The 24,926-nt window shown below is 62.6% G+C and carries 19 protein-coding genes and 1 pseudogene; 10 read left to right on the top strand and 10 right to left on the bottom strand.

The window, feature by feature from the left end; all coding sequences use genetic code 11:
- Nucleotides 1-29 precede the first annotated feature (29 nt).
- A complete protein-coding gene (locus tag MSP7336_RS18575) occupies nt 30-1,289 on the top strand; it encodes a phthiocerol/phthiodiolone dimycocerosyl transferase family protein (protein WP_113964299.1) in 1,260 nt (419 codons plus the stop codon).
- Here MSP7336_RS18575 and MSP7336_RS18570 read toward each other — a convergent pair.
- Nucleotides 1,282-2,112, bottom strand: a complete 831-nt coding sequence (locus MSP7336_RS18570) for a class I SAM-dependent methyltransferase (RefSeq protein WP_113964298.1) — start codon at nt 2,110-2,112, stop codon at nt 1,282-1,284. The genes MSP7336_RS18575 and MSP7336_RS18570 overlap by 8 nt on opposite strands.
- Before the next feature lie 41 nt (nt 2,113-2,153).
- Here MSP7336_RS18570 and MSP7336_RS18565 point away from each other — a divergent pair, with 41 nt between their 5' ends.
- From MSP7336_RS18565 to MSP7336_RS18540, 6 genes are all read left to right on the top strand, one after another.
- On the top strand, nt 2,154-2,849 hold the full coding sequence (locus MSP7336_RS18565; RefSeq protein ID WP_113964297.1) for a flavodoxin family protein: 696 nt from the start codon (nt 2,154-2,156) through the stop codon (nt 2,847-2,849).
- A gap of 26 nt (nt 2,850-2,875) precedes the next feature.
- Nucleotides 2,876-3,376 carry a DUF2505 domain-containing protein gene (locus MSP7336_RS18560; RefSeq protein ID WP_069396481.1) on the top strand — a complete coding sequence of 167 codons (501 nt, stop codon included), beginning with the start codon at nt 2,876-2,878 and terminating at the stop codon, nt 3,374-3,376.
- Nucleotides 3,369-4,100: a nitroreductase family protein gene (locus tag MSP7336_RS18555; protein ID WP_069396482.1), complete on the top strand. Its 732-nt coding sequence runs from the start codon at nt 3,369-3,371 to the stop codon at nt 4,098-4,100. Before MSP7336_RS18560 ends, MSP7336_RS18555 begins: the two co-directional genes overlap by 8 nt.
- A gap of 278 nt (nt 4,101-4,378) precedes the next feature.
- Complete coding sequence (locus tag MSP7336_RS18550; protein ID WP_069396483.1) at nt 4,379-4,621, top strand: hypothetical protein; 243 nt, start codon at nt 4,379-4,381, stop codon at nt 4,619-4,621.
- Between the two features lie 182 nt (nt 4,622-4,803).
- Nucleotides 4,804-6,366, top strand: a complete 1,563-nt coding sequence (locus MSP7336_RS18545) for a hypothetical protein (RefSeq protein ID WP_142706808.1) — start codon at nt 4,804-4,806, stop codon at nt 6,364-6,366.
- A 239-nt stretch (nt 6,367-6,605) separates the two neighbouring features.
- Entirely contained in the window at nt 6,606-8,216 is a 1,611-nt protein-coding gene (locus MSP7336_RS18540; protein WP_069396485.1) for a hypothetical protein, read from the top strand.
- Nucleotides 8,217-8,226: 10 nt separating this feature from the next.
- Here the strand turns inward: MSP7336_RS18540 and MSP7336_RS18535 are convergent, their stop codons facing one another.
- Nucleotides 8,227-9,063: an SDR family NAD(P)-dependent oxidoreductase gene (locus MSP7336_RS18535; RefSeq protein WP_069396486.1), complete on the bottom strand. Its 837-nt coding sequence runs from the start codon at nt 9,061-9,063 to the stop codon at nt 8,227-8,229.
- 170 nt (nt 9,064-9,233) lie between these two features.
- Between MSP7336_RS18535 and MSP7336_RS18530 the strand changes: the two genes are divergently transcribed.
- A complete protein-coding gene (locus tag MSP7336_RS18530; RefSeq protein ID WP_069396504.1) occupies nt 9,234-10,019 on the top strand; it encodes an alpha/beta hydrolase in 786 nt (261 codons plus the stop codon).
- Between the two features lie 13 nt (nt 10,020-10,032).
- On the opposite strand, the gene MSP7336_RS18525 is transcribed toward MSP7336_RS18530, so the two are convergent.
- From MSP7336_RS18525 to MSP7336_RS18510, 4 genes are all read right to left on the bottom strand, one after another.
- Nucleotides 10,033-11,388, bottom strand: coding sequence for a cytochrome P450 (locus MSP7336_RS18525; protein WP_113964295.1), 1,356 nt, complete (start codon nt 11,386-11,388; stop codon nt 10,033-10,035).
- Between the two features lie 62 nt (nt 11,389-11,450).
- Nucleotides 11,451-12,266, bottom strand: coding sequence for a phthiotriol/phenolphthiotriol dimycocerosates methyltransferase (locus tag MSP7336_RS18520; protein ID WP_069396505.1), 816 nt, complete (start codon nt 12,264-12,266; stop codon nt 11,451-11,453).
- 138 nt (nt 12,267-12,404) lie between these two features.
- Nucleotides 12,405-13,394 (bottom strand): AurF N-oxygenase family protein, encoded by a 990-nt coding sequence (locus MSP7336_RS18515; protein WP_069396506.1) that lies wholly within the window; start codon nt 13,392-13,394, stop codon nt 12,405-12,407.
- Between the two features lie 341 nt (nt 13,395-13,735).
- Nucleotides 13,736-15,289, bottom strand: coding sequence for a PE-PPE domain-containing protein (locus tag MSP7336_RS18510; protein WP_069396488.1), 1,554 nt, complete (start codon nt 15,287-15,289; stop codon nt 13,736-13,738).
- 170 nt (nt 15,290-15,459) lie between these two features.
- On the opposite strand from MSP7336_RS18510, the gene MSP7336_RS18505 reads away from it, so the two are divergent.
- Nucleotides 15,460-16,953, top strand: a complete 1,494-nt coding sequence (locus tag MSP7336_RS18505) for a flavin-containing monooxygenase (protein ID WP_069396489.1) — start codon at nt 15,460-15,462, stop codon at nt 16,951-16,953.
- Between the two features lie 8 nt (nt 16,954-16,961).
- On the opposite strand, the gene MSP7336_RS18500 is transcribed toward MSP7336_RS18505, so the two are convergent.
- The 4 genes from MSP7336_RS18500 to MSP7336_RS18485 form a co-directional block, all read right to left on the bottom strand.
- A complete protein-coding gene (locus MSP7336_RS18500) occupies nt 16,962-17,771 on the bottom strand; it encodes a phthiotriol/phenolphthiotriol dimycocerosates methyltransferase (protein ID WP_069396490.1) in 810 nt (269 codons plus the stop codon).
- Nucleotides 17,772-17,825: 54 nt separating this feature from the next.
- Nucleotides 17,826-19,211, bottom strand: coding sequence for a cytochrome P450 (locus MSP7336_RS18495; RefSeq protein WP_113964294.1), 1,386 nt, complete (start codon nt 19,209-19,211; stop codon nt 17,826-17,828).
- 192 nt (nt 19,212-19,403) lie between these two features.
- Nucleotides 19,404-20,210 (bottom strand): phthiotriol/phenolphthiotriol dimycocerosates methyltransferase, encoded by an 807-nt coding sequence (locus tag MSP7336_RS18490; protein WP_069396492.1) that lies wholly within the window; start codon nt 20,208-20,210, stop codon nt 19,404-19,406.
- 51 nt (nt 20,211-20,261) lie between these two features.
- Nucleotides 20,262-21,629, bottom strand: a complete 1,368-nt coding sequence (locus MSP7336_RS18485; protein ID WP_069396493.1) for a cytochrome P450 — start codon at nt 21,627-21,629, stop codon at nt 20,262-20,264.
- A 461-nt stretch (nt 21,630-22,090) separates the two neighbouring features.
- Between MSP7336_RS18485 and MSP7336_RS18480 the strand changes: the two are divergent.
- Nucleotides 22,091-24,895 (top strand): annotated as a pseudogene (locus MSP7336_RS18480) (MMPL/RND family transporter); the annotation flags it as partial.
- Between the last annotated feature and the right edge of the window lie 31 nt (nt 24,896-24,926).

The raw sequence follows: 24,926 nt of genomic DNA, 5'->3' as shown, positions 1-24,926 counted from the left end.
ATACCGCCAACCGCCAGGGAGTTTGAGAATTGTTTCCATCGTCGGTGATCCGGAAACTGGCGAACAGTGAGGAGATGCTCGCCGAAACCCACAATTTCGTGGGTTTGTCCGCGCATCTGAAGGGTCCGGTCGATCTCGACGCCCTGTCGGCCGCCTACGACGCACTGCTCGAAGCGCGTCCGGTCCTCACGGCCCGCATCGAGCGCGGCGCCGACGGTCGGCATGAAATCGTCGCCGACGACCTCATGCCCGAGGGCATCGAGGTGATCGACCTTGCCGAAGTAGACGCCGAGCCCCCGCCACCACACTTCGACCAGGGCGAGTCGCTGGTGCGGCTACGGGTAACCATCCGCGACGGACAAGCACAGCCCACCCTCTACGTGCACCACGCGCTGGCCGACGGGCACCACATGTATGCCCTGATCGAGGAACTGCTCTCCTACTACACGGATCTGGTGTGCAACGGAAGCATCCGTAGCATCACCGTGCAGCCCGCGCCCGAGTCGATCGAAGCCGTGCTCGCCGAACGGGGCATCGAAAAGCAGAAGCGTTCGGGAATCGAACGGTTCATGCCGGCGATGTTCGCCTACGATCTCCCACCGTCTCGGCGCGCCGACACCGGCGTCAAACCTGGGTCGCCGGTACGGGTTCCGATGGTGTCGTGCCGGTTGAGTGAGGCACACACCGACGCCATCGTCTCGCTTTGCCGTACCGAAAAGGTCGGGTTGACCGCGCTGCTGGCGGCCGTTCTGGTCATGGCGGAGTGGCAGATTCGCGGCACCCCGAATATCCCGGTGCCGTTGATCTACACCGTCGACCTGCGCTACTTTCTCTCTCCGCCAGTGTCAGCGACCGGCTGTACCAACCCGGTCGGACTGGCCACTTACCTCGCGGAGATCGACCGCAAGACCCAAGTGCTGGACCTGGCCCGCGATATCGCCGAAACGTTTCGGTCAGACCTCGACGAAGGCGTGATTCAACAGTCGCGGCTGCACTTCAGCCCGCAATACGTCGGCAACGCGCCGGGGCTGCCCGATGTGGTCCTGCTCTCCGACAACGGCCTCGTCCCACCCGTGCGCACACCCCCCGATCTGGAAGTGGTCAGCACTCACGGCGAGCTGTACTTCGCGGTCAGCGCCGGAATCGAGATCTACTTCACCCAGATCTTCGCCGGACAGCTCAACGTCGAGTTCCACTCGCACGGCCCTGAGCCGGAGAAGTCGGTCGAGGCAATACGTACGCTACTTTGCAGCATCGCCGACCAGCACACCGCCACCGGCGTCAGCTGACGTGGCCGAAGGCGTAGCGGTGATACTGAAATGTCCGGCGCAGCGGCGGGAGCACACGAACCAGCTGCCGCGCCAACCGGAATACCGCCGACGCCCGGCCGAACGTGCTGGCGTCGAAGAATGTCACGGCGCTCAGCAATCGAATCCCGGAAACCCGCTTCAAAATATCGCCCGGACTGTCGACAGCCCAGTGCAGCGTCGACCCGGACTGCCGCTGCAGCCGGTGCGTCTTCTGCGATCGGATTGCCAGCGAGCTGTAGAAGTCGATTTGCAACTCACCGGTTCCGAACCGGTCGACGACGTGTTGCAACAGCGCGACACCGTCCTGCTCGGTCAGGTACATGCTGATGCCCTCGGCCAGCAGCAGTGTCGGGCGGCCAGTGGGGATCTGCTCGAGCCAGGACGGGTCGGTCGCCGCGGTGGGAACCAGGTGGTATCGCGGGCGGGTTTCAAAGACCCTCTCCCGCAGCGCGATTACAGCGGGATAGTCGACGTCGTACCACTGTACTCCCGGGCCGGGGTCCAGCCGGAAAACGCGGCTGTCCAGGCCGCAGCCCAAATGGATGACCGTGGCCTCGGGGTGAACGGCCAGAAACTGGCTGGCCCACACATCGAATTGGGCGGTGCGTACCGTGACCAGCGGGGTCCATCGATCGGCGACCTTGAGCGCGGGCCAGTTGTAATCGATTCGGGCGACAGCATCCTTGGCGAATCCGTCGCCGAGAATCGGTTGGTCCCAATCGGCATCCAGCGCCTTGCAGTACAGGGTCGTCAGCATGGTCTGCGCGGGACCGCTGAGGTCGACGGAAACTTTGTCGGTCACGGCCCTGAGCCTAACCGGCGAGATCCGAGGATGGAGGAGCGATGACGGATACGACCGAGGGCGGGCGCAGCGACCGGCCGCCGCGGATCTTGTTGCTGTATTACTCGTACACCGGGCAGTCGCAGAAGGTGCTCGAGACAGCGGGGGAGGTGTTCCGCGACCGCGGCTGCGAGGTGCACACGGCCCGGATCGAGTTCACCGATCCGCGCTACGCCGGACGGTTCACGCGTTTCCCGATGCGACGCGTGTGGCCCGACATGCTCAGCGTGCTGCCGGCACAGAAACGCGGCGAGACCGGAGAGATCCGGACTCCGGACACCGTCCGAGACGACGACTACGACCTGATCTGCATCGGATCACCGACCTGGTGGCAGACCGTGAGCATGCCGATGCGTTCGTTCCTGAAATCAGATGAAGCACGGAAGTTATTGTCTGGCAAGCCGTTTGCAGTGTTCGTGGTGTGCCGTCAGTACTGGCAGGAAAACTCGACGGCGGTGCGTGAGCTCGCCGAGCAGCAAGGCGGCAAGTACGTCGACGAACTTCACTTCACCTATCCCGGCGATCCGCTGCGCTCCATGCTCTCGCTGACCAGTTATCTGGGGTCCGGCGAATATCGCGAAAAGTATCTGGGCATCCGCATCCCGCCGACCAACGTCCAGCCGGAGCACCTGGAGCAGACACGGACCTTTGCTGCCGGCCTGGTCGATCGGTTGTTCGGGACCACGCAGCCGCGATAGCACCAACTGACATAGGAGTTCGGTTAATGCCGCGTTCGTTCGATGTATCGGCCGACTCGCCTGCCACCGTCGAACAGGTGCGGGCGGCGTTCAGCGGCGAAGACTATTGGCTGGCTCGGCTCGAGAACCTGCGCGGCAGCACCACGTTGGACTCGTTCGTCGTCGACGATGACCTAACCGTGCGGGTGGCGACCACGCAGGACCTCGGCCGCGATCTGCTGCCCGGGATCGTCGCCAAGTTCTATCGCCGCGATCTCAAAGTCCGCCACACCGAGACGTGGAGACCGGTTGATGATCAGCTGCAGGGGTGGATCAGTGTCGCGGTCTGCGGGGCACCGGGATCGGGTTCTGCCACTGCGTCGGTGCTACCGCTGCACAGCGGGTCGCGGCTCACCTTGAACGGGACTGTGGAGTTCAAAGTCCCGGTGGTGGGGGGCACGGTGGAGAGTTTCATCGCGCGCGAGTTCGCCCGGGGCATTCCGGACATTCAGCGCTTCACCGCAACATGGATCGGCGAACATGTCTGACGTTCCCGACACGACCGTGCCCACCGCGGCGGAGGCGCTTGCCGGCCTCGACATGCCGCTGGCCGAGGCGATGCTGACCCAGCGAGCGCTGCGGCGTGTTCTTCCCGACCCGGTCGACGACGCCGTGGTGTTGAAGTGCGTCGAGCTGGCGCTGCACGCGCCAACCGGCGCCAACGGGCAGAATTGGGAATTCATCGTGGTGCGGGACCCGCAAGTCAAAAAGAAACTCGCCAAGCGGTACCGGCAGGGATGGAAAGTGCAGTACGGCGCCATCATTCGCAACGCCGTTGCCCGCGATGAGTCGATGGCCAAGATTGCACGCGCGGTCCAATGGCAGGTCGACCACTTCACCGAGGTTCCGGTCCTGGTGGTGGCGTGTTTGCGGTTGAGCGCGCGCGAAGGGCGGCTGCCGTTCGTGCGGATGCCCCATGCGGCCGAGTCGGCCTACTGGGGTTCGATTTATCCCAGCGTGCAGAACCTGCTGCTCGCCGCGCGCGCCATGGGATTGGGTGCTTCGCTGATAACCCTGCCGTTGTGGAGCCGAACCTCGGCGCGAAGAATTCTGGGTCTGCCGCGGGCCGTAAGCCCTTGCTGCATTGTGACACTCGGCTGGCCGCGCGGACATTACGGGCCCACCACTCGCAAGCCCGTCACCGAGGTGACCCACCTCGATGCCTACGGCAATCGAGCCTGGCTCGACAGTGGCCGACAACATGACCTTTAGGCGAGTTCCAGCAGATCTCCAGGTTTGTTTCGTCGGTCGATTGATACCGGTTTATCGGATGCTTTCGGATTTCTTGGGTTTGCCAGTTAACTGTGTGAAACCTGCTGTCCATTTTGCCTTTTCGGGGGTTGGACCTAAGCGTAATTAGGGTAGGTTCGTTGCGGTTTCCCTCAGACCCGTCCGTATGTCCTGGCAGCCGCGGCGCTCGCGGCGACCGGCGTCGTTACCGTCACCCCCGTTGCACAGCGAATGTCCGCGACTACAGCGCATTGGCGCCGATGATCTACGACTTCTGGAAGTCGCTTGGCTTTGACTTCCCGCCGCTCAATCCGGACATCGCGGACCCCGGCTCGGCTGCCGGCCTGGCCGCGCAGACCGATCCGACCCAGTTCTTCTCCGGGGACCTCGATGCCCCTTCGATGCTGGCGTCGTTCGGCGCAGACCTGCCTGCCGACTTCATGAGCACGGCGCCGGGACCTGCTCAGTTTGTTCTAAGCAGTGCACATCGCATCCGCGGGTGAACACGCGACGCAATTGGTGACCTTGCCGCACTCCGTCAGCTGCCCTGGATATTGACGTTTATGAAGCTGGTTCTGAGCGCTAACCCTCACCAATAAGGTCCTACCAGCAAACTTCCAAGGCCCACGGCTCAATTACTCGTGCGTCGAATAAATAGCCTGGCTTAATTATTTCCAATTCAGGGTTGACTCAGCTTTTCTTCAGGTACTTTCACGCCAGCTTGGCACGTCGAACTCTGAAGGATCTCGAAGGAGACGCCATGTCCGCTACGGCGCGGCCCTACGTTATGGCAGTTGCAGCGCTCGCTGCCACCGGGGCGATCACCGGTACGAGCGTGATGACCGCGCCGGTTGAAGACCACGTTGCCAATTCGGCGGTTCGGCTCATCGCCGACGGTGACTCGATGCTCAACATCCCGTTCAACTTCTTCCAAGACATCGTCAACATCCCCAGCACCGAGATCCAAGCCATCAACGTCCTCGCAGCTTCACTGTTCTTCGCCGGGAACTGGTGGACCCCGAGCGCTACCAACATTTGGGGCACCGACCCAGGCGACTTAGGGCACTACATCGCGATTTTGGGCATGATGATGCCGTTCCCCGAGATATCAGGGCTGGGCGAACCCGCAATCGATCCGGTGGCCGATGCGGCAGGCACGGCGGGTCTGGCACAGCAGATAGCGCTGCTGGCGGCGGCTGAACTCCCCACCAGTGCATCGTGCGACGCCGACTGGTGTGCGCCGATGGTTCCGGCGACTCCCATCACAGGCTCCACGGGGATCGACCGAAACATTTGGTTTTACTCAATGATGAGCGGCCAGCAGCACTTTCCGCTTTTCGACAACTGGCTCAAGGTGCCGATGTCCGATTTGACGAACGGGATCACCTTCGACGAAAACACCGTTCCGGAAGGCCTGGCCAATCCCTCTATGGGCGTCGGTCCTGGCGGAGCAGTGCCGGGCGACGACGTTTACGGCTTCGAAGGAACCCATCCTGGTCCCAACGGCGAGAACCTGATGCCATGGGCCGGCATTGATTTCAAGTTCAACCCGGCAGCGCCCTTCGAGAATTACTACAACAGCCTGCTGGCTCCGCCCGATTTCAACAACTTCCATTTCCCCAGCATGACGGACTTCATCTACGCCATGCAGAGCCTTTTCGCCGGCAGTGTGGTTGCCTTCGACCCCTACGTTCCGGGTAGCCCCGCGTGCGGCGGTGAGTGCGATCTGCCTCCCTCGCAGACCATGCAGGCACTCGTCGAGGCCATCGGAAACGCGTTCCCGGGCAACACATATATCGACCACTGGCTGGAGCTCGTCAACACGCCGAACCCGAACCCCGGCATGGAGGACACCACCACCGGGATGACGAACGCGGCGACGCCACACCAAATTCAGAACACCATACTGCTCTTGCAAGGTTTGCCGGAACAACGCGGTTGGTGGTTCGATTTCGGCAATCCACTTCCTTCCGACCCGCCGACCACGGGGCCAATGGCCGTCGACACCCCGCAGCCCGTCAGCGTCGATCCAGCGCTGCAGAATCTCATTCAGTTCATGCAGGACAGCGGAATACAGAGCTTCATGCAGGCGTGGGCCGACGCCACCGGTTACGTGCCGCTCGATTACACGACGGGCATGCCTGTTGCCGCGGGCGATTCACTGGCGGCGCTAGACGCCACCGATCTGATGAACTTCGCCGACCCATGGGCCTGGCTGAGTGGCCTGCTGTCGGGTTCCATCTTCTAGGCGCTTCCAAGCGCCCGCTGCCCGCGAATTCTACACGCGTAAAACACGCCGGGCGTAATCAGACAACTGTCAGCAAATTCACGAGTTCGCCAGGTTGTGCGCGCGCCAACCAGGTCTGTTCGTTGTAATTGGCTGCTGGAGCGCGAAATTACGCCGATATTTTGCAATCGAGTCGCATCTCAGGTTTACCTAAGGTAAGTTCATCCCGTTGAGCCACACCTGACTCAGGAGGGGAGCGCATGCAGATTGCGCGTCCGTATGCGTTGGCTGCCGCGGCGTTGGCGGCCACCGGCACCGTCGCAGTCACGCCGCTCGCGTCGCGGCTGCCCGAGATCCCGGTGACCAGCCGTGCGGTTAGTCTCGTCGACTCCTCGATACTCAACGTGCCGATCAACGTGCTCTACGATCTCGCCAACATTCCGTACAACGAGGTCCAAGCCCTGAACTCGGTCGCCGGTTCCCTGTTCTTCAGCGGCAACTGGTGGGTTCCTAGCTCAACGAACCTGTGGGGGATCGACCCCGGCGACCCGACACATGTGGCACTGATCACCGACTTTTTTCCGTTCCCGGCGTTCAACGAGGGCGTCGGCGGTTTGCAGTATCAGATCGACGGGCTCCTGGCGGCCGAGCTTCCGGTGAACGCGTCCTGCGACGCGGAGACCTGCGCGCCGATGACCCCGCCGGACTTCATCACCGGCAGCACCGTGATTGACCGTGACATCGGCTTCATTCGGGCGATAACCGGGCAGGCCAACTTCGGACTGTTCGAGAACTGGTTCCGGGTGCCGATCTCGGATCTGATCAACGGGTACACGTTCAACCCCGTCGACGACCCGGGCGCTATTGACCCCAGCGGCCCGGTCAACAGCAATCCGATATTCGGCTTCCCTGGTGTGGACCAGGGGGGCGACAACCCCTTCGAGGGAGGTACCGGCCCCGGCGACGAGATGCCTTGGAACGGCCACACATACACGCTGAACTTGTTCCAGCCGTTCGTCAATTACTGGGAACACCTGATGGAGACCCCGCCGACCGACGGTGATATTCCCGGCACCGGCATCATGATTCCCACCGCGACGGAGTTCTTTCAGGCCCTCCAGGCTGTCGCGGCCGGGATGATCGTCGACTTCTATCCATGGGTTCCGGGGAGTCCCGCATGCCCGGCTGAGTGCGACTCGCTCTTGAGTGTGCCCCAACTCGTGGCGCTGTTGGATCCGACCAATTCCAACCCGATGATCCAGGCCTGGCTGGAAGACACCGCTAATGGCACGGCCAACAATGCGACGCCAGACCAGATCAATGCCGCCGTGGCACTGCTGCAAACCGGGACTTACAACCTCAACCCGGAACAACTGGACCAGCTTCTGGAAAATCTGGCCAGCATTAATCCCGCACTGCCGGCGCTGGGCGTAAACCTCGGGTTGTACACCGACCCGGGGTATCTGGCCTACGCGCTCGACCCGCAAGTGGGCTTCAACCCGGTATACGGCGGCTATAACCCGAATTTGGTTGGGCAAGATCTGCTGGACGCGATCAACTCACCCACCGACTGGAGCAAGCTGCTGGACATCAATCTGATGGGGGAGATCCTGTTCCCCGCGGCGTCGAATTGGACTGCAATGCAGATGGACCCGGCGGCCGCAGCGCTGAACGACGCCAATGTGGGCGTCGACTTGGGCAACCTGACGGAGCTGCTCGGCACCGGTTCGCTGACGGATATGCTCAATTCGCTGGCAGCGGAGCTGACGGCACAGTTGCAGGAGGATCTGAGCGCGCTGGCGTCGTCGTTCGGCGCAGACCTGCCCGCGGACTTCATGAGCGCTTTGCCAGACCTGCTGGCCGTGTTCTAAGCCGGGACCGCTAGCTCAGCCCTCTGCTCATCACCCGGTCCCACATCCGGTCGGACAGCAGTGCGCGAGCGAGCACCGACGCTTTCCCGGACGCGCCGACGATGTAGCGGGGTTTGGGATTTCGCGCCTTGACCGCTCGAACGACCGCGCGGGCGACGGTGTCGGCGCTGACCATCATGCCGGGTGTCTCGGTGAGCGCGCGGGTGGTGGCGGCGTAGCGGCGTTTGAAGTCGGCATACGGATCGTCATCGGCATACGTGTGCGTGGTTTCGAGTTGGGAGGTAACGAATCTCGTACGCACCCCTGTCGGGTCGATCAACACGACCCGGACGCCGAACTGAGCCACCTCGGCCCGAAGGGACAGACAAAGAGCTTCGACGCCATACTTCACGATGTGGTAGGCCCCGGCTCCGGGGCTGCTGAATCGTCCACCGGTGCTTCCGATGGTAATGATCCTGCCGGATCCGCGGGCACGCATAGCGGGAAGTACGGCCTGTGACAAGTTCAGTGTGGCAACCACATTGGTCTCGAAGAGCTTGCGCAGATCGTTCAACGCCACCTGTTCGAGAGGGCAGGGAAGCGGGTAACCGGCGCTGTTGACCACGACGTCCACCGCCCCGTAGTCGGTGTGGATCTCGTCGATCAGCCGCGCCACCGCGGCCTCATCGGTGACATCCAGGGCGCGGGCTTGCAGTCCGCGTGATCGCAGTGAGTCGAGCGCTTCCGGATTGCGTCCGGCCGCGAACACCTCGTAATCGAGGGCCTGCAGCCGGTAGGCTGTGGCCTCCCCGATCCCGCTCGTCGCTCCCGTGATCAGAGCAATCGGCTTGGTACCCGTGGTTTTCACTTCGGTCGAGGCTCCTTACGGGGACGTCCGGGTTTGCATGCGGATGCCAGCGTAACGAGTCGGCAAAACCGCGGCCTACCCAGGAGCTAAGCCGGCAAGGGCGGCGTGGCCCGCGTGATATGTTGCGGGTGCTGCACAGCAGAACCGTCAGCCAAGGAACCGTGTGCGACATGCTCGAGGTGATCGACAAGGGGTGCGTCAGTGAATCGCACCCTGCGCCGCTGCTCTTCGTCCACGGCGCCTGGCATGCTGCATGGTGCTGGGATGAGCATTTTCTGAGCTTCTTCGCCGACAAGGGTTATCGTGCCCTGGCATTGAGCTTTCGCGGCCATGGCAACAGCACGTGTGACAAGCCGCTGCGGTTGTGTTCGGTTGCCGACTACGTCGAGGATGTCAGCTCGGTTGCCGAAAGTCTGCCGACGCCTCCGGTAGTCATCGGGCACTCCATGGGGGGTCTTATCGTGCAGAAGTATCTGGAATCGCACGATGCGCCGGCCGGCGTGTTGATGACTTCCATGCCACCGCAGGGCAACCTCGGCTCCGCGCTGCGCTGGATACGGGACCACCCGTGGCATTTCGCCAAGATGACCATCACGGGTAAGGGCTTGCCGTACATCAGCACTCCGCAGCTTGCCCGGGAAAGGTTCTTCTCTGCGCATACACCGGAGTCCTACGTATTGAACTATGCGGCGCGGCTGCAGGAGGAAAGCTCGCGGATCGGTATCGACTGCCTTGTCCTGCGCCTGCCCCGACCGAAACGAGTAAAGGCGCCGATTTTGGTCCTGGGTGCCGATGATGACGGCGCGCACACACGCAAAGAGGTGCTGGCGACGGCCCGCGCGTACCACACCGAAGCAGAGTTTTTCCCCAATATGGGTCACAACATGATGCTGGAGCCTGGCTGGGACGCCGTTGCGCAACGAATCCACACTTGGCTCAGTGCCCGCGGGCTCTGAAAACTCCTGCGCATCACCTGTTTTCGAGGCTGATCGGTTGACCGGCGCCGGCCACACCGGGCTTGGCGAGCACCAATTCGACCGGCAAATTCGCCAGCCCACGCATCGTCGGGTTTTCCAGGTACCGGTAGTCTCCGTCGAGACGGATGGCATCGACGCGCGGAATCAGTTGCGTCAAAACGCGACCGACTTCCAATCGGCTCAACGGTGTGCCGAGACAGTAGTGGATGCCGAAACCGAAGGCGAGATGATCGGTGGGGTTGCGGTCCAGGTCGAAGGTGTCGGGGTCGGCGTAATGGCGTGGATCGCGGTTGGCCGCGGCGAACAGCAGTAGAACACGTGCGCCGGCCGGGATCGTGTGTGCTCCCACCGTGTAGTCGCGGACGGCGGTTCGATAGAACCCTTGAACAGGGGAGACCAGCCGGAGCTGCTCTTCGATCGCGCCGGGAATGAGCTCAGGCTGCTCACGCAGCCGGGCATATACGTCGGGCCGCTGCGCAAGGGTCAAAAACAGCCCCGACAAGAGGTTCGTTGTGGTCTCACTGCCCGCGCCGATGAGCATGGCGGCGCTCCAGAAGACCTCGTCGTCGCTTAACACATCATCGCCGTCGGACGCGGTCATCATCGAGATCAGATCGTCGCCCGGATGTTGGCGGCGATGCGTGATGAGCCGGTCGAGGTTGCGGCGCATCGCCGCGGTGGCGCGTGCCGAACGCGCGTTCAGGGCGATTCCGCGCGGGGTCAGCTGCGTGAACGAGCCCTCGACGATCGCATCCGACCACGCCAAGAACCGTGCGTGGTCTTCCCGCGGGATCCCCAGCATCATCGCGATGAGTCGGTTCGGTAGCGGTTTGGCCAGATCGGCCACCACATCGGCCTTGCCGCGGGCGATCATGGCGTCGACGAGTTCGTCGGCCACCTCGTTGATGGCCTGCTGCCATGCCTTCATCGCCCGCGGGGTAAAAGCCCGAGAGACGAACTTGCGAAGCCGAGTATGGTCGGGCGGGTCCGCCGCGTTCATCGTCTTCAGATGAACCCGATAGCGGGATTGACTCTCCGCCGACGACAATGCGTCGTGGTCGCGTAACGCGGTCCGCACGTCGTCGTAGCCGGCGATGATCCAGATTCCGCGCTTGCGGTTGTACCACACGTTCGGCACATCCGGCCCGGTCAGCAGCGCGCGATATCCCGGATAGGGGTCGCGCATCATCTCCGGCGAGAACGGATCAAAGTCGGTGAGCGGAGCGGTCTTTCTGCCCGTCAGGGCAAAGCGGTATGCGGAGGCTCTGTCACGGGTCACACCGATGAGGCCATCCACACCGATCTTCATCAGGCTGGCGCGAAATCGAAGCCTGCGCCCCAAGCTCATGCGAACAAACTCCTCGTAACCCAAAACCGGCCCCCGCCGGAGCGCCCACCGTCGACAGGACGTCAGTCCTTGATGAAACAGTACGCGCGGTAGTCGATTTCGTTTCGTTCCAGGTCCCGATAGAACATCGAACCGTCCACCACGGCGAACTCGCGGCCGAACCGGCGCAAGAAGGCGGGCAGTCTGCGGTTGATCAGTTCATTGGAACGCGGTGAGTTCTTCTGCAGGCCACGCAATACCTCTGGATTGATGACCCGCTTGGAGACCTGCCGCAGGCCCGATTCCGCCAGCGCTGACTCCCACGCGTCGAAGCCGTCGCGGTTGCGGAAATCGGCGTACAGGAAATGGCCCCCGGGTCGCAGAACCCGCCGAACCTGGCCGAGGAAGCGTTCGAAGTGCGGGTAGATGTGTGACGCCTCGACGTTGATCACCGCGTCGAACGATTCGTCGCCGAACGGCAGATTCTCGGCGTCGCCGTGGACGAAGTCGAGGCCGGGCAGGTTGTGCCGCTTTCGGCAGAATTCGATGCCGGCGGCGTTGAAGTCGAGCCCGGTGTAGGACGCCGGCTTGAGCGTGCGGGTCAGATAGGACGCGCCGCCACCGTGACCGCAGCTGACCTCCAGCACCTTCTTCCCGCTGATATCGGCTTGCGTAGCGGTCAGGTGATACAGCTGAATGCTGTACCGGTTCGGCTCATCGGACGGGTCCAGCGGCAGACCCATCGGGGGGTCCTCCTCGTAGCCCCAGTTCAGGAAGACGACATCGTCATCGCCCTGCCGGAGGCGACGGGTCATCATGGGGTACCAGTACCGGAAGATCTTCTTGTACGTCGACGTGGAGCCGATGCGGTAGACCAGGCCTACGCCGAGTCGGTCCAGGGTCTCAGAACGGTTGGAGCTACGAGTCACCCGGAGAGTATGGCAGGTGGGTGTGGCGACGTCATGCGTTTGGGGTGAAACATCCGTCACAGAAAACGTCACGTAGACGGCGGTTGGCCGAGCGTGTGGGGCCGGGATTTAGCCGGTGGTGACAGGCGCTTGCGGGTGCGCGCGCTGGGGCTCACTGCGGTACCGCGACGGCGGTCCGTCGATCTTGCAGAGGCGCCAAACGAGCAGCGCCAGCGGATTCATCAACCCAAGCTCGTGACACAGCATCCGGATGTCGGCGAACATGTCACGCAGTGTCTGGCGCGAGTTGGGTGTGCTGGAGTACAGCTCCTTACGCACCGACCGCGGGATGTCGAATCGCCGGAAGAATCCGCGCGGCGGCACGACCATCGCCTGGCCCAGCATTCGCATGACCATCGGAACGTACAACGACAACCAGAACCGGTTGTGTCGCGGCATCTGCGGAACACGCTTTTTCAGGTATTCGTGAGCAAACGAGATGTGGCGGGCCTCTTCGGCGACGTGAATCGCTATCAGGTTCTCCATGATCGGATGCACCGACCTGGGCTCAGGCTCGCGTAACAGGTTTGTCTGCAGGTGGTCGAACGGCACCTCGCCGGCCAAGACCCCGAAGAAGAAGGCGTTCGGCACCACGCCCGCGTAGAACGGGACCACCGGCGACATCCAGCGCAGCCAACGGGGCATCCCCGGAACGTCGACGCCGATCCGATTCACGACTTCCTGAAACATCAGGCTGTGACTGCATTCTTCGATGGATTCGTGCACGCAGTAGCGGTATTCGGGTGATCCGTTGGGGACCCAGAAGGTGTAGTTCATCAGTCCGCGGACCAGGATGCCCTCGAACTGCATGCCGACCTTGGCCATGTTGGCCTGCCGCCACATGCCGACTTCGATCTGCTTGTCCAGTGGTTGCGCCAGGTACCACGGATGGCTTCCGAGTGGATCGGTCGTCGGCAGCGTCCAGCGCGGGTCGTTGTTCGTCACCGAGAACTCCGGTGCCGCCCAGTCGATCTCGGTATAGGGGTTGAAGTGGCGCGCGGAACTCTCGGACAGAGTTGCGAGGGTCGCAACATACTCGGCGTCGTCGGTGACGTCCATATTGTGTTTCCACCGCCTGACGACGCGAAGGCCCGCGACCAGCAGCAAATTCACCAACAGTACGGCGCCGAGCAGCCAGCAGACGTTGGCCACTACAAGCGGCATCCGAACACTCCCCTCTGGTGCGCGCTCACACATCTGTTCGTCCAGGCACAGACGGTTCCGGAGTCTACCGGTGCCACGATCAATGCCATAGCGCGGTTCGGCACCGATCTAATACTTTTTGATTCGCGGCCTGTAGTTGACCGCGATGTCATCAAATCTTCACGTAAGTAGCGCATATGTCGGGGACCGAAACGCCGTTCGTGATCGCCCATCTATGTTCTTCCGTGTTTCTTCCGTTACGAAAACAGGGTCATCAGGTTGAGCAGGGTGCCTTGGATGGCGCTTCCGATCTGAGAGGTGCCCAAGGCGATCGCGAACGGGACCAGCGCCGTGTCGGCCGCGATCGGGTCACCGATAGCTCCGAGCAGGTCTCCCGCCTCCAGCCGGTCCAGGAAGATACCGGTGTTGTATGCGGGCAGCGTTGTCGTGAGCGCGGTGACCATGTCGGCGAGCGGGAGGAGAGCCGCGTAGTCCGCTGAGAAGGTGGCCGTCAGGGCGTTGATGATGTCGATCGGCGGCGAGGACAGCGTCGCATCCGTAATCGGGAAGCTGTTCGAACCGAGCAGCGCCTGTGACAGTTCCTCCAACGTCGGCTGCAGGGTGTCGGTGAGACCGGAGATGTAGGCCGCTTCCACCAGCGGCGCCAACACCGGATTGTCCAGTATCGGGGTGATCTGGTAGTTCTCCGGGTTCGCCAGATCGTTGATGGCCGCTTCGACGCCTTCTTGGACCCCGTTGACCAGCGCGGTGTAGACGTCGTTCCAGTCGAGGTTGGTCGGGAACAACTCGAACGGGGTGGGCACATTCGCGGGGCCCTGGCTCCAGCCGTCGGTGATGCTGCCGTACCCCAGATTCACCAGCACTCTCAGGGCGGGCTGTAACAGATCGGCCAATGGGTTGCCCAAGACCGGGATGAGCCGCAGCGGATCCAGAAGCGGCAGGTTTTCGACGGGGATCATGTAGTAATTGGTTAACGAGTCGCCGGTCGTCTCCAGCAACTGCGCGCTTTCGATTTGCTCGGGGCCAAGAGTCAGGTAGGTGAGGTGCTGGAAGATCATGCCCGCAAAGGCATTGAGATCGGCCAGCAAGTTCAGTGGATAACGGGGGAAGTCGGCGAAGCCGTCGTATTCCAACGTGTACACGTCGGTGGGGTAGAGGTCGTCGGGAGTTCCGCCACCGAAAGTGATGCCGAAGCTCGGGACGGCCGGGTTTGTGTCGGCGGGGACATCGAAGCGCTCGAGCATGCCGCCGTTGGCGGCGGCGGTGTCGCCGACCAGCACGAAGTGGACGTAGTCGCTCGGCACGCCCTGCTCGTGCAGCTGCTGCATCGTCAGCGTGGACAGGGCCGAGCTTTGGGAGTAACCGAAAACCACAACCGGGTTCGCGGCGTCTACCTCGCCGCGGGCGATCTGGTCGAGGACGGCGTTGGAGAGAATCTGTGCGCCCTGGGCTATTGAGGCGTCGACGGTCAAGCTATTGACGCCGGTGGTCGGGTAAAAGCCCGCGGGTGTGAACAGCGGTTGCGCCGAGCCGGTGAAGCCGAGCGGTTGCAGGTATAACGCGTCGGCGGCATCCGCATAACGTTGCGGAGGCAGTGGGATGCCGCTGCCTCCCATGACCAACGCGACGCCATCGCCGAGCCCAGATTCCGCAGCGTCCCCGCCGGTGAGTTGGACCGCGCGCGTCTGCGCATCCGGTATCGGTGCTTGGGTAGCAGGAACCCCGACGAGCGCGGCGCTCGTTATGACGACGCCGACGGTGACACACAAAGCCTGAGCGGCGCGACGCATAGGCCAGTCCTCGGACGGTGGTGGGGGTTATTTTCGGACTGTATCGGAGATCGCGCTAGATCTTATTGACATCTGCGTAATAGGTCCAGTGGGTAACCGGTTGTGACCAAACGCGCAAATCACCGGAGTGTGACTCACGGCCGTCAGGTGGGAGGTACGGTCTAGTACTTATGGTTGACCAGCAGTTCGACGTCATCATCGTGGGGGCGGGTTTCGGCGGAATCGGGGCCGCGATCCAGCTCTCCCAGCTCGGATACGAAAACATCCTGATCGTCGACCGCGAAGACGACCTGGGGGGTACCTGGCATGTCAATCACTATCCGGGCCTGTCGGTCGACCAGCCGTCGCCGACGTTTTCCTACCGGTTCGAGCCCAACCCCTACTGGTCTCGGATGTATGCACCCGGCGACGAACTGAAGCGCTATGCCGTGCATGTGGCCGAGAAGTACAACGTGCGCCGGTTCATGCGCTTCAACACCACCGTCGAAGGCGCCCGGTGGGATGAGGACGCGCAAGTCTGGCGGGTCGCCCTGGCCGACGGTGAAACGCTGAGCACACAATTTTTGATCGCTGCGACCGGCTTTTTGTGCCAGCCGAAAATCCCTGATATCGCCGGGATCGACACATTCCAGGGACGCATCATCCACACCGCTGCCTGGGATGACAGCGCCCCACTGGCGGGTTGCCGCGCGGCCGTGATCGGAACCGGCTCCACCGGGGTGCAGGTCGTTCCCGAGCTGGCCAAACAAGTCGCCGAGTTGACCGTCTATCAGCGCACCCCAATCTGGGTGCTGCCGAAGTTCGACGTGGTGTTCCTGCCGGTCATCCAGCGCCTTTTCGCTCGGGTGCCGCTGACCCAGCGCGTCGTGCGGTGGTTCACCGACACCACGCTGGAATTCGCGATGGTCATCACGATGTGGAAATACCGCTACTTCAAAGTGGTCAACAAGGCCATCTCGGAAGCGTCGAGAATCTATCGGTTGATGCTGGTGCGCGACAGGGAGCTGTCGCGAAAGCTGGATCCGGACTTCGATTTCGGCTGCAAGCGACCGACGATCTCGAACACCTACTACCGGGCATTCACCAAACCGCATGTGCACCTGGAAACCAACGGCATCGACCACATCGAGCCCGACGGTATCGTCGCCAAGGACGGGACCAAACGCTTCGTCGACACCTTGGTTCTCGCGACGGGATTCGACGTGTGGGAGGCCAACCTGCCGGCGATCGAGGTGATCGGCCGTAAGGGGCGTAACCTCGGAAAATGGTGGCGGGAAACGCAATTCCAGGCCTACGAGGGAATATCGATGCCTTACTTCCCGAATTTCTTGTCGATGGCGAGCCCGTACGCATGGGTGGGGCTGTCGTGGTTCAACACGGTCGAGTACCAGATGCGGCACATGCATCGGCTGTTCGGGGAACTCCAGCGCCGCGGTGCCCGTACCTTCGAGGTCACCGAAGAGGCCAACGCCCGCTTCCTGGCACGGATGACGAAGCTGTTGGAAGACTCAGCATTTCAGCTCGGCAGCTGCGTGACCTCGCGGTCGTATTGGTTCCGGGATCACACCGGCAAGGGAGAGGCACCGCTTTTCCGGCCGACGTCAGTACGCAGCGCGATCAAGGACCAGGACCGATTCCCGATGTCGGACTACATGATCGCCTGACGCTGCTGCTATTCCTTGACGAAGCTGTACATCCGGTAGGAGTTGCGCCCGCGTTCCAGTTCGCGGTACACCACCGTGCCCGGCACACCGGCGAACAATCGGCCGAACGGGCGCAGTAACGCCGGTAGGCTGGCGATCAGCTGCAGATACCGCTCAGAGTTTTTCTCCATCGAACGCAGTACCTCCGCATTGATCACCCGTTGCGAAAGCATCCGCAGCGGAGCATCTGCAAGCGCTTCCTCCCACTCCGAAATCTCCTGGTGCCCACGCAAATCCGCGTACAGAAAATGGCCTCCCGGACGCAGCACACGTGCCACTTCGGCCAGAAAACGGGGGAAATGGGGGTAGGCGTGCGAGGCCTCGACGTTGAGTACCGCGTCGAAGGATTCGTCGCCGAAGGGCAGATCCTCCGCGTCGCCGTGCACGAACTCCACCCCGGGCTGATCATGGCGTTTGCGGCAGTAGGCGATGCCGTCTGCGTTGAAATCAAGTCCCGTGTACGACGCCACATGCAAGGTGCGCATCAGGTACGAGGCGCCACCGCCGTGACCGCAGCTGATCTCCAGGACCTGTTTTCCGCTGAGATCGGCCTGCGTCGCGGTCTGGTGGTAGAGCTGGATGCCGAATCGGCTCGGCTCGTCAGCCGCCTCCAGCGGTAGACCCATCGGCGGGTCTTCCTCATAGCCGTAGTTGAGGAAGTCGACGTTTTGCTGATCCAAGCGGCGGCTCAACAACGGGTACCAGTACTTGCTGATCAGCTTTTTGGAAAACCGAGTCATGCCGATCGGCTTGACGCGAGGCTTGTGAGTGGCGGTCATGCCGGGAAGTATGCCAGGCGTGAGTTCACGGCGCGGGTGTTCGCCTTCGATGCGTCACGACGTTGCCGAAGTAGTGTCGCGGTTGGTCAACGATGCCGCGCCGGCATCAGCGGGTGCCGAGCTCGTTCGCCGGTACACTACCGCGCGTCCGCCCCGAGACGGCATCCACGCCACACCGCGGTTGATTCGCCGTTCGCCCCGTGTATTGGTTGGCGCGAAACGGAATTCGCGCAGCAGTGTACGCAGAACGACGTCCATCTCCATGGTGGCGAATGATGCACCGGGGCAGCGGTTTACACCTCCGCCGAATGGAACCCACCGGAACGGTGGCGGGCTGACTCCGACGAAGCGATCCGGGTCAAATGTCTCCGGGTCGGCGAAATTCTCCTCTGACCTGTGAGCTATTTCGTTGTAGACGATCACTGCGGTGTGTTCCGGAAGAACCCACTCGCCCAAGCGAACTCGCGTCTTCGTACGTCGCACCGTGCCGTCGACGCAGGGTCGGATGCGCTGGGCTTCGAAGATCGTCGCGTGCCGCAGCGCGGATCCACCCGCGTCGACCTCGTCAGCCAGCCGCGACATGAGTTCTGGATGGCGGCGCAGCCGTTCCAGTGTCCAGGTCAGTTGCGAGGCCGATGTCTCATGACCGGCGGCCAGAAAGCACAGCAGCTCGTCTGCGATATGCGCGTCTGGGATGGGCTCGCCGTTCTCGTAGTGCCCCTGCATCAGCACCGCCAGCACGTCGCCGCGCTCTTCGAATGCCGGGTCGCTGCGTGCTTCGGCGATGAGCGAGTGCACGATCGCGTCGAACCGCCGCCGGTACTGCGCAAACCTTCCTCCGGGGCTCCACCGGCCGAAGTCACGCCGCAGCGCCGGTGGCAGCATGACCAGGCGTGAGCCCAGCGTCACCATCTTCGGCATCAGCACGCGAAGCTCGTCCAGCGCGGCGCCCTCGGCGCCGAAGACGGCACGCAGAATCGAGCCGAGGGTGATACGCAGCATTGGTTCCACCGTTTCGAACTCGCGGCCGTCCTGCCAGGTTGCGATCTCGCGCATCACCTCGTCTTCGACGATGTGCTCGTAGCTTCTCAGCTGCTTTCCGTGAAACGGTCGGGTCAGCAGTCTGCGGCGGGCCAGGTGTTCTTGGCCGGTGAGGGCGAAGGTCGAGCCGGGGCCGAAGATCTCGCCGAGACTCAGCAGGTCGACGGGGCGTTCGATCAGATCGATGCTTGTCGTGAACAGGTCCTTGAGCAGGTCTTTGTCGCTGACGACCACTGTCTTGCCCAACAGCGGCAGATTGACGGTGAACGGGGTGCCCCACCGGCGGTACAGGGCGCCGAACATCTGGTGCTTTGCGGGCCCGAAGCCTATGCCCTGGATAAGCTTCGGCAGTCGGAGCCTTGGCGGTAGCCGTACCGGCTCGGTTGTCGCCACCGCCATCTTGTTTCCTCTCTATACCTGTGCGTCGCTAAACCTGTGCGCGCGTCAAATAGTTCCCGCGGCACTCCAAAGTAGCGAAGGTCGCCGCTTTCCGTACCACGTTTGCGGCAAAACCACGGCGTTGTCCCAGCTCAGTGGGCGCTCCCGGGCGCCTCGATTCCTGTTGTCGGACCGGGCCTTAGCCGTGACCGCTCAGTCCTTGGTGAAGCGATAGATTCGATACTCGGCGTCGCCGCTTTTGATGACGTTGTAGATGCCGGTCCCCGGCACGCCGGCGAAATGGCGGCTGAAGGGCCGGATGAACGCCGGCAGGCGGTGGCTGATCAAGTCCAGCTTCCGCTGTGCGCTGTTGTCCAGCGAACGCACCACGCTGTCGTTGATGACGCGTTTGGAAACTTGGCGCAATGGCATGTCGGCAAGTGCGGCATCCCAGCCGGGAAATTCGCTGCTGCCCCGGAAATCGGCGTAGAGAAAGTCTCCGCCGGGGCGCAGCACGCGGACCACTTCGGCGAGGAAGCGGGACAGCGCAGGGTAGGCGTGCGAGGCTTCGACATTGATCACCGCGTCGAACGATTCGTCGTCGAAGGGCAGGTTTTCGGCGTCGCCCTGGACGAAATCCAGGCCGGGCATCTGGTGGTGTTTACGGCAGTAGGCGACACCGTCCGGGTTGTAGTCGAGCCCGGTGTAGGAGCCGGGTTTGAGCGTGCGGGTGAGGTAAGCGGCGCCACCCCCGTGGCCGCAACTGACCTCGAGCACTGTCTTGCCGGTGAGATCGACCTGGGTGGCGACCTGGTGGTAGAGGTTTATGGAGTACCGGTTGGGTTCGTCGGATTCGTCGAGGGGGAGGCTTAGTGGCGGGTCATCCTCGTAGCCGTAGTTGAGGAAGGTGACTTCTTCCGCGTCAAGCCGACGAGTCAGGAACGGGTACCAGATCTTGTTGATAAATGCCTTGTACAGCCGGTAGCCGGCGTCGTTGATGCGTTCCGTAGTCGTGGGCATGCGAAGGAGTATGCCAGCCTCTCACAGTGGCTTCGTCTGGATGAGCAAATGTCAGCTGCCGTGCTCGGCCGCGGCCATCGAGCCGCGATCGCCCGGCGATGCCGTCCTGCGGCGGTAAACGACAGCGCGCGCACCACGCGCCGGCGCGATCGACACACCGCGGTAGTTACGGCCCTCGTCCGGTGCGTTGATGGGCTCGAAGCGGAATTCGCGCAGCAACGTGCGCAGCGTGACGTCCATTTCCATGTTCGCGAATGCGGCACCAACGCAACGGTTTACGCCGCCACCGAACGGGATCCACCGGAAGGGCGGCGGGCTGGTTCCCAGGAATCGGTCGGGGTTGAACGAGTCCGCGTCGGAAAAGTTGTCCTCCGACTCGTGGGCCAGCTGGAAATCAACCATGATGCTGGTATCCGGTGGAAGGACCCACTCGCCCAACCGAATTCGTTCCTTCGTCACGCGCAGTGAGGCCGCGATGTTCGACCGGACACGCTGTACCTCGTAGATCGTTGCCTGTCGCAGTTCCGATCCGCCCGCGTCCACCTCGTCGGTCAGCCGCGACACCAGCTGCGGATGCCTGCCCAACCGCTCCACCGTCCACGCAAGTTGGGAGGCCGTTGTCTCGTGGCCGGCCGCGACCAGGGTCAGCAGCTCATCGGCGATATGCCGATCCGGAATCGGCTGACCGTCCTCGTACCGGGCCTGCAGCAGCAGCGCGAGCACGTCGCTGCGCTCGGCCAGGGACGCGTCAGCTCGCGCATCGGCGATGAGTGAGTCGATCACCGCGTCGAACCGGCGCCGGTACCCGGCCAGGCGGCTTCCTGGACTCCATCGCCCGTACTCCCGGCGCACCAACGGCGGCATCCGCTGCAGCAGCGAGCCCAGTGTGATCAAGGGCGGCATCACGGTGCGCAGCTCATCCAGCGCGTCGGCTTGCTCGCCGAAGGTGGCCCGCAGGATCGCATTCAGGGTCAGACGGGTCATCGTCGGAAGCGTCGCGAACTCCTGGCCCTCCGGCCAGTTCGCGGTTTCGGCCAGCACCTCCTCCTCGACGATCTGCTCGTACTGCCCTACGCGCTTGCCGTGGAAATGGGGCAGCACCAGCTTGCGGCGTTCGAGGTGTTCTTTGCCGACGAGGCTGAACGTCGATCCGGGCCCGAAGGCCTCCCCGAGGATTTTCGCGGGGCGTTCGATCAGATCGAAGCTGGTGCTGAACACGTCCTTGACGAGGTCACGGTCGCTGACCACCACGGTCCTGCCCAATGCTGGCAGATTGACGGTGAACGCGCTGCGGTAATGCCGGCTCAGTGCCGGCACCACGCGGTACTGGAGCGCGGTAAAGAAAACAATGCCCTGGATGCTTTTCGGTGCCCTCGGGCCCGGCGGTAGCCGTACCGGTTCGTCTGTCGCCGTGGCCATGTCGCCCCCTCTCCGACGGCTACCCTAAAGTACTCCGTGATGTTTCGTGCCCGTCGGCCCAAATTATTCGGTCCAGGGCGCAACGACGCCGGGCATCCACCCGCGTCGGGTTGCGGGCGTTGTCTTGGGCAGATCGAGATCCTGTCGGCATTTCGACAACGTGCAGGTAGTGAGCCCGCGGGGATTACCATGGCCCCGGCATTGAATGGCAAGAAAGCTGACACAAAGCTGGCACGTTGTGGCCGCTGGCATGGTTTACTTTCCCCAATATTGATCATGATCTCATTCAGCGTGCTGCGCCGAGCCGTGGTGGGATGGGCGAAGGAGATGCGGGTTGTCGAGGGGCCGGTCTTGCCGGGGCCGTGAATGATCACGACGACCGTAGCCGTCGCGGGTGACGTTCTGGCGCAGGCCAACAGCGCAGTCCCGACCGAGAGGGTGTCGAACGACGTGAACGTCGCATGACCAGCCACCACAGAAGCAGCGATCGTCCATTCGTGGCGAGAATGGTCCGTGAGTTGTCGCTGCCGATCATCCTGGCGTGGTTGGCGATCACGGCTGTGTTGAGTTTTGCCGTACCCACGTTGGAACAGGTCGCGAAAGCGCATTCCGTATCGTTGAGCGCCAAAGACGCGCCCTCGGTAAAGGCAATGGCGCGGGTGGGCGAGGACTTCAAGGAAGGCAATTCCGATAGCCTCGCGATGATCGTCTTGGAAAGTGACCAGCCGCTCGGTGATGCCGCCCACAATTACTACGACGAGTTAATTCGTCAGCTGAAAGCCGACACCACCCACGTTCAGCACATCCAAGATTTCTGGGGAGATCCACTCACCGCGGCCGGCGCGCAAAGCGCCGACGGAAAGGCCGCGTACGTTCAGCTGAACCTCGCCGGTAATCAAGGCGAGACGTTGGCGAATGAATCCGTCGACGCGGTTCGAAAGATCGTGCAGGGGACGCCGGCCCCGAGCGGCGTCACGGCTTATGTCACCGGACCAGCGCCGTTCGTGGCAGATTCGAACCACAGCGGCGAAAAAACAGTCTTGAAGATCACCGCCGTGAGCGTCGCGGTGATCTTCTTGATGCTGCTTCTTGTCTACCGTTCGATCGTCACCGTCGTCCTTCTGCTGGCGATGGTGGGAATTGAATTGGGGGCGGTCCGCGGGGTCGTCGCGTTACTCGGCGAGCACGAGCTCGTCAGCCTTTCCAGCCTGGGTGTCAACATCCTGGTTTGCCTTGCGATCGCCGCTGGAACGGATTACGGAATCTTTTTCATCGGTCGTTACCAGGAGGCGCGGCAGGCCGGCGAGGATCGCACGAGCGCGTATTTCACCGCTTACCGCGGGGTCGCCCATGTTGTTCTCGCTTCGGGGCTGACTATCGCCGGCGCGATGTATTGCCTGAGCTTCACCCGGTTGCCGGCTTTCCAAACCATGGGCGCCCCATGCGCGGTGGGCATGCTTGTCGCCGTCGCCATCGCCCTCACACTGGTTCCCGCTGTTCTTGCCGTGGGCGGCCGTTTTGCGCTGTTCGACCCGAAGCGACGGCTCAACGCTGGTGGCTGGCGACGGCTGGGTACCGCGGTGGTGCGGTGGCCGGCGCCCATCCTGGTCGCATCGTGCGCGCTCGCCCTGGTTGGTCTGCTGGCCTTGCCCGCGTACAAGGTGAGCTACAAAGACCGCGATTATCTGCCCCGCGATGTCCCGGCCAATACCGGAATGGCTGCCGCGGAGCGCCACTACTCGCCGTCTCGGATGCTGCCGGAAGTTCTGCTACTCGAGTCCGACCACGACATGCGTAACTCGGCCGACTTCCTCATCCTGGACAAACTGGCCAAACGCGTTTTCCAGGTCGAAGGGGTTTCGCGGGTTCAGTCCGTCACAAGGCCGCAGGGCACCCCGCTCGAGCACACCTCTATTCCTTTCTTGCTCAGCATGCAAAATGCCGGACAGCTACAGAACTTGCAGTTCGCGAAGACGCGGATGAACGACATGGTGAAGCTGGCCGACCAGCTGCAGAGCACGGTTTCGGCGATGGAGCGCATGAATACGCTCATGCAACAACTCGTCGACACTAGCCACGACATGGTCGGAATCGCTCACGACACCGCCGCCATCACCTACGAGGTGCGCGACGAGATCGCTGAATTCGACGACACGTTCAGGCCGTTGCGCAGCTACTTCTACTCCGACCCGCACTGCTACAACATCCCGTACTGCCGGGGCATCCGGGCCATGTACGACGCATCGGACGGCGTCGACAAGATCAGCGAAAAGCTCGCGCTGCTCGAGAAAGACCTGGATAACGCCGACGTGATCGTGCCGCAAATACTTGCGCTGCTACCGCCGCAGATCGACACCATGAAAAGCGTGCGCACAATGGTGCTGAGCATGCACAGCACCATGTCTGGCATGCTCGCCCAGGTCGACGAGCTGAGCAACGACGCAGTAGCGATGGGGCAGGATTTCGACGCCGCCAAAAACGACGACTCGTTCTACTTGCCCCGGGAAGTTTTCGACAACCCTGACTTTCAACGCGTCATCGCGTTGTTCTTGTCACCGGATGGGACGGCAGCGCGGTTCATCATCTCGCACCGGGGGGACCCGGCGACCAACGAGGGCATCAAGCGCATCGACGCGATCAAGACGGCCGCCGCGGAGGCGCTCAAGGGGACGCCGCTCGAGGACGCCAAAGTCTATGTCGCCGGCACAGCGTCGGTCTTCAAGGACTTACGCGAGGCCACCAAGTATGACCTGCTGATCGCCGGAGTGGCATCGCTGTGCCTGATCTTCATCATCATGTTGCTCATCACCCGAAGTCTGGTTGCGGCTTTGGTGATCGTGGGAACGGTTGCGCTGTCGCTGGGGGCATCGTTCGGGCTGTCCGTACTGCTTTGGCAATACCTGCTCGGGGTCCGGTTGCACTGGCTGGTCGTGGTGATGGCGGTAATCATCATGTTGGCGGTGGGATCTGACTACAACCTGCTATTGGTTGCACGGTTCAAGCAAGAACTCGCCGCCGGGCTGAAGACCGGCATCATCCGCGCGATGGGCGGCACCGGCAACGTCGTCACCGCCGCGGGTCTGGTGTTCGCCTTCACGATGGCCTCCATGGTGGTCAGCGACAACCGCGCTGTCGGTCAGGTGGGGACCACCATCGGTCTCGGTTTGCTGTTCGACACGTTGGTGGTGCGTGCCTTCATGACGCCGTCGATTGCCGCGCTGTTCGGACGCTGGTTCTGGTGGCCGTTGAACGTTCGTAGCCGTCCCGCGCGGCACCGCGCGCATGCTGCCGAACCTG

The organism is Mycobacterium shimoidei, assembly GCF_900417275.1.
GTDB lineage: Bacteria > Actinomycetota > Actinomycetes > Mycobacteriales > Mycobacteriaceae > Mycobacterium > Mycobacterium shimoidei.
Note: the sequence above shows the minus strand (reverse complement) of the source record. Positions and strands in the feature narration are given on the sequence as shown.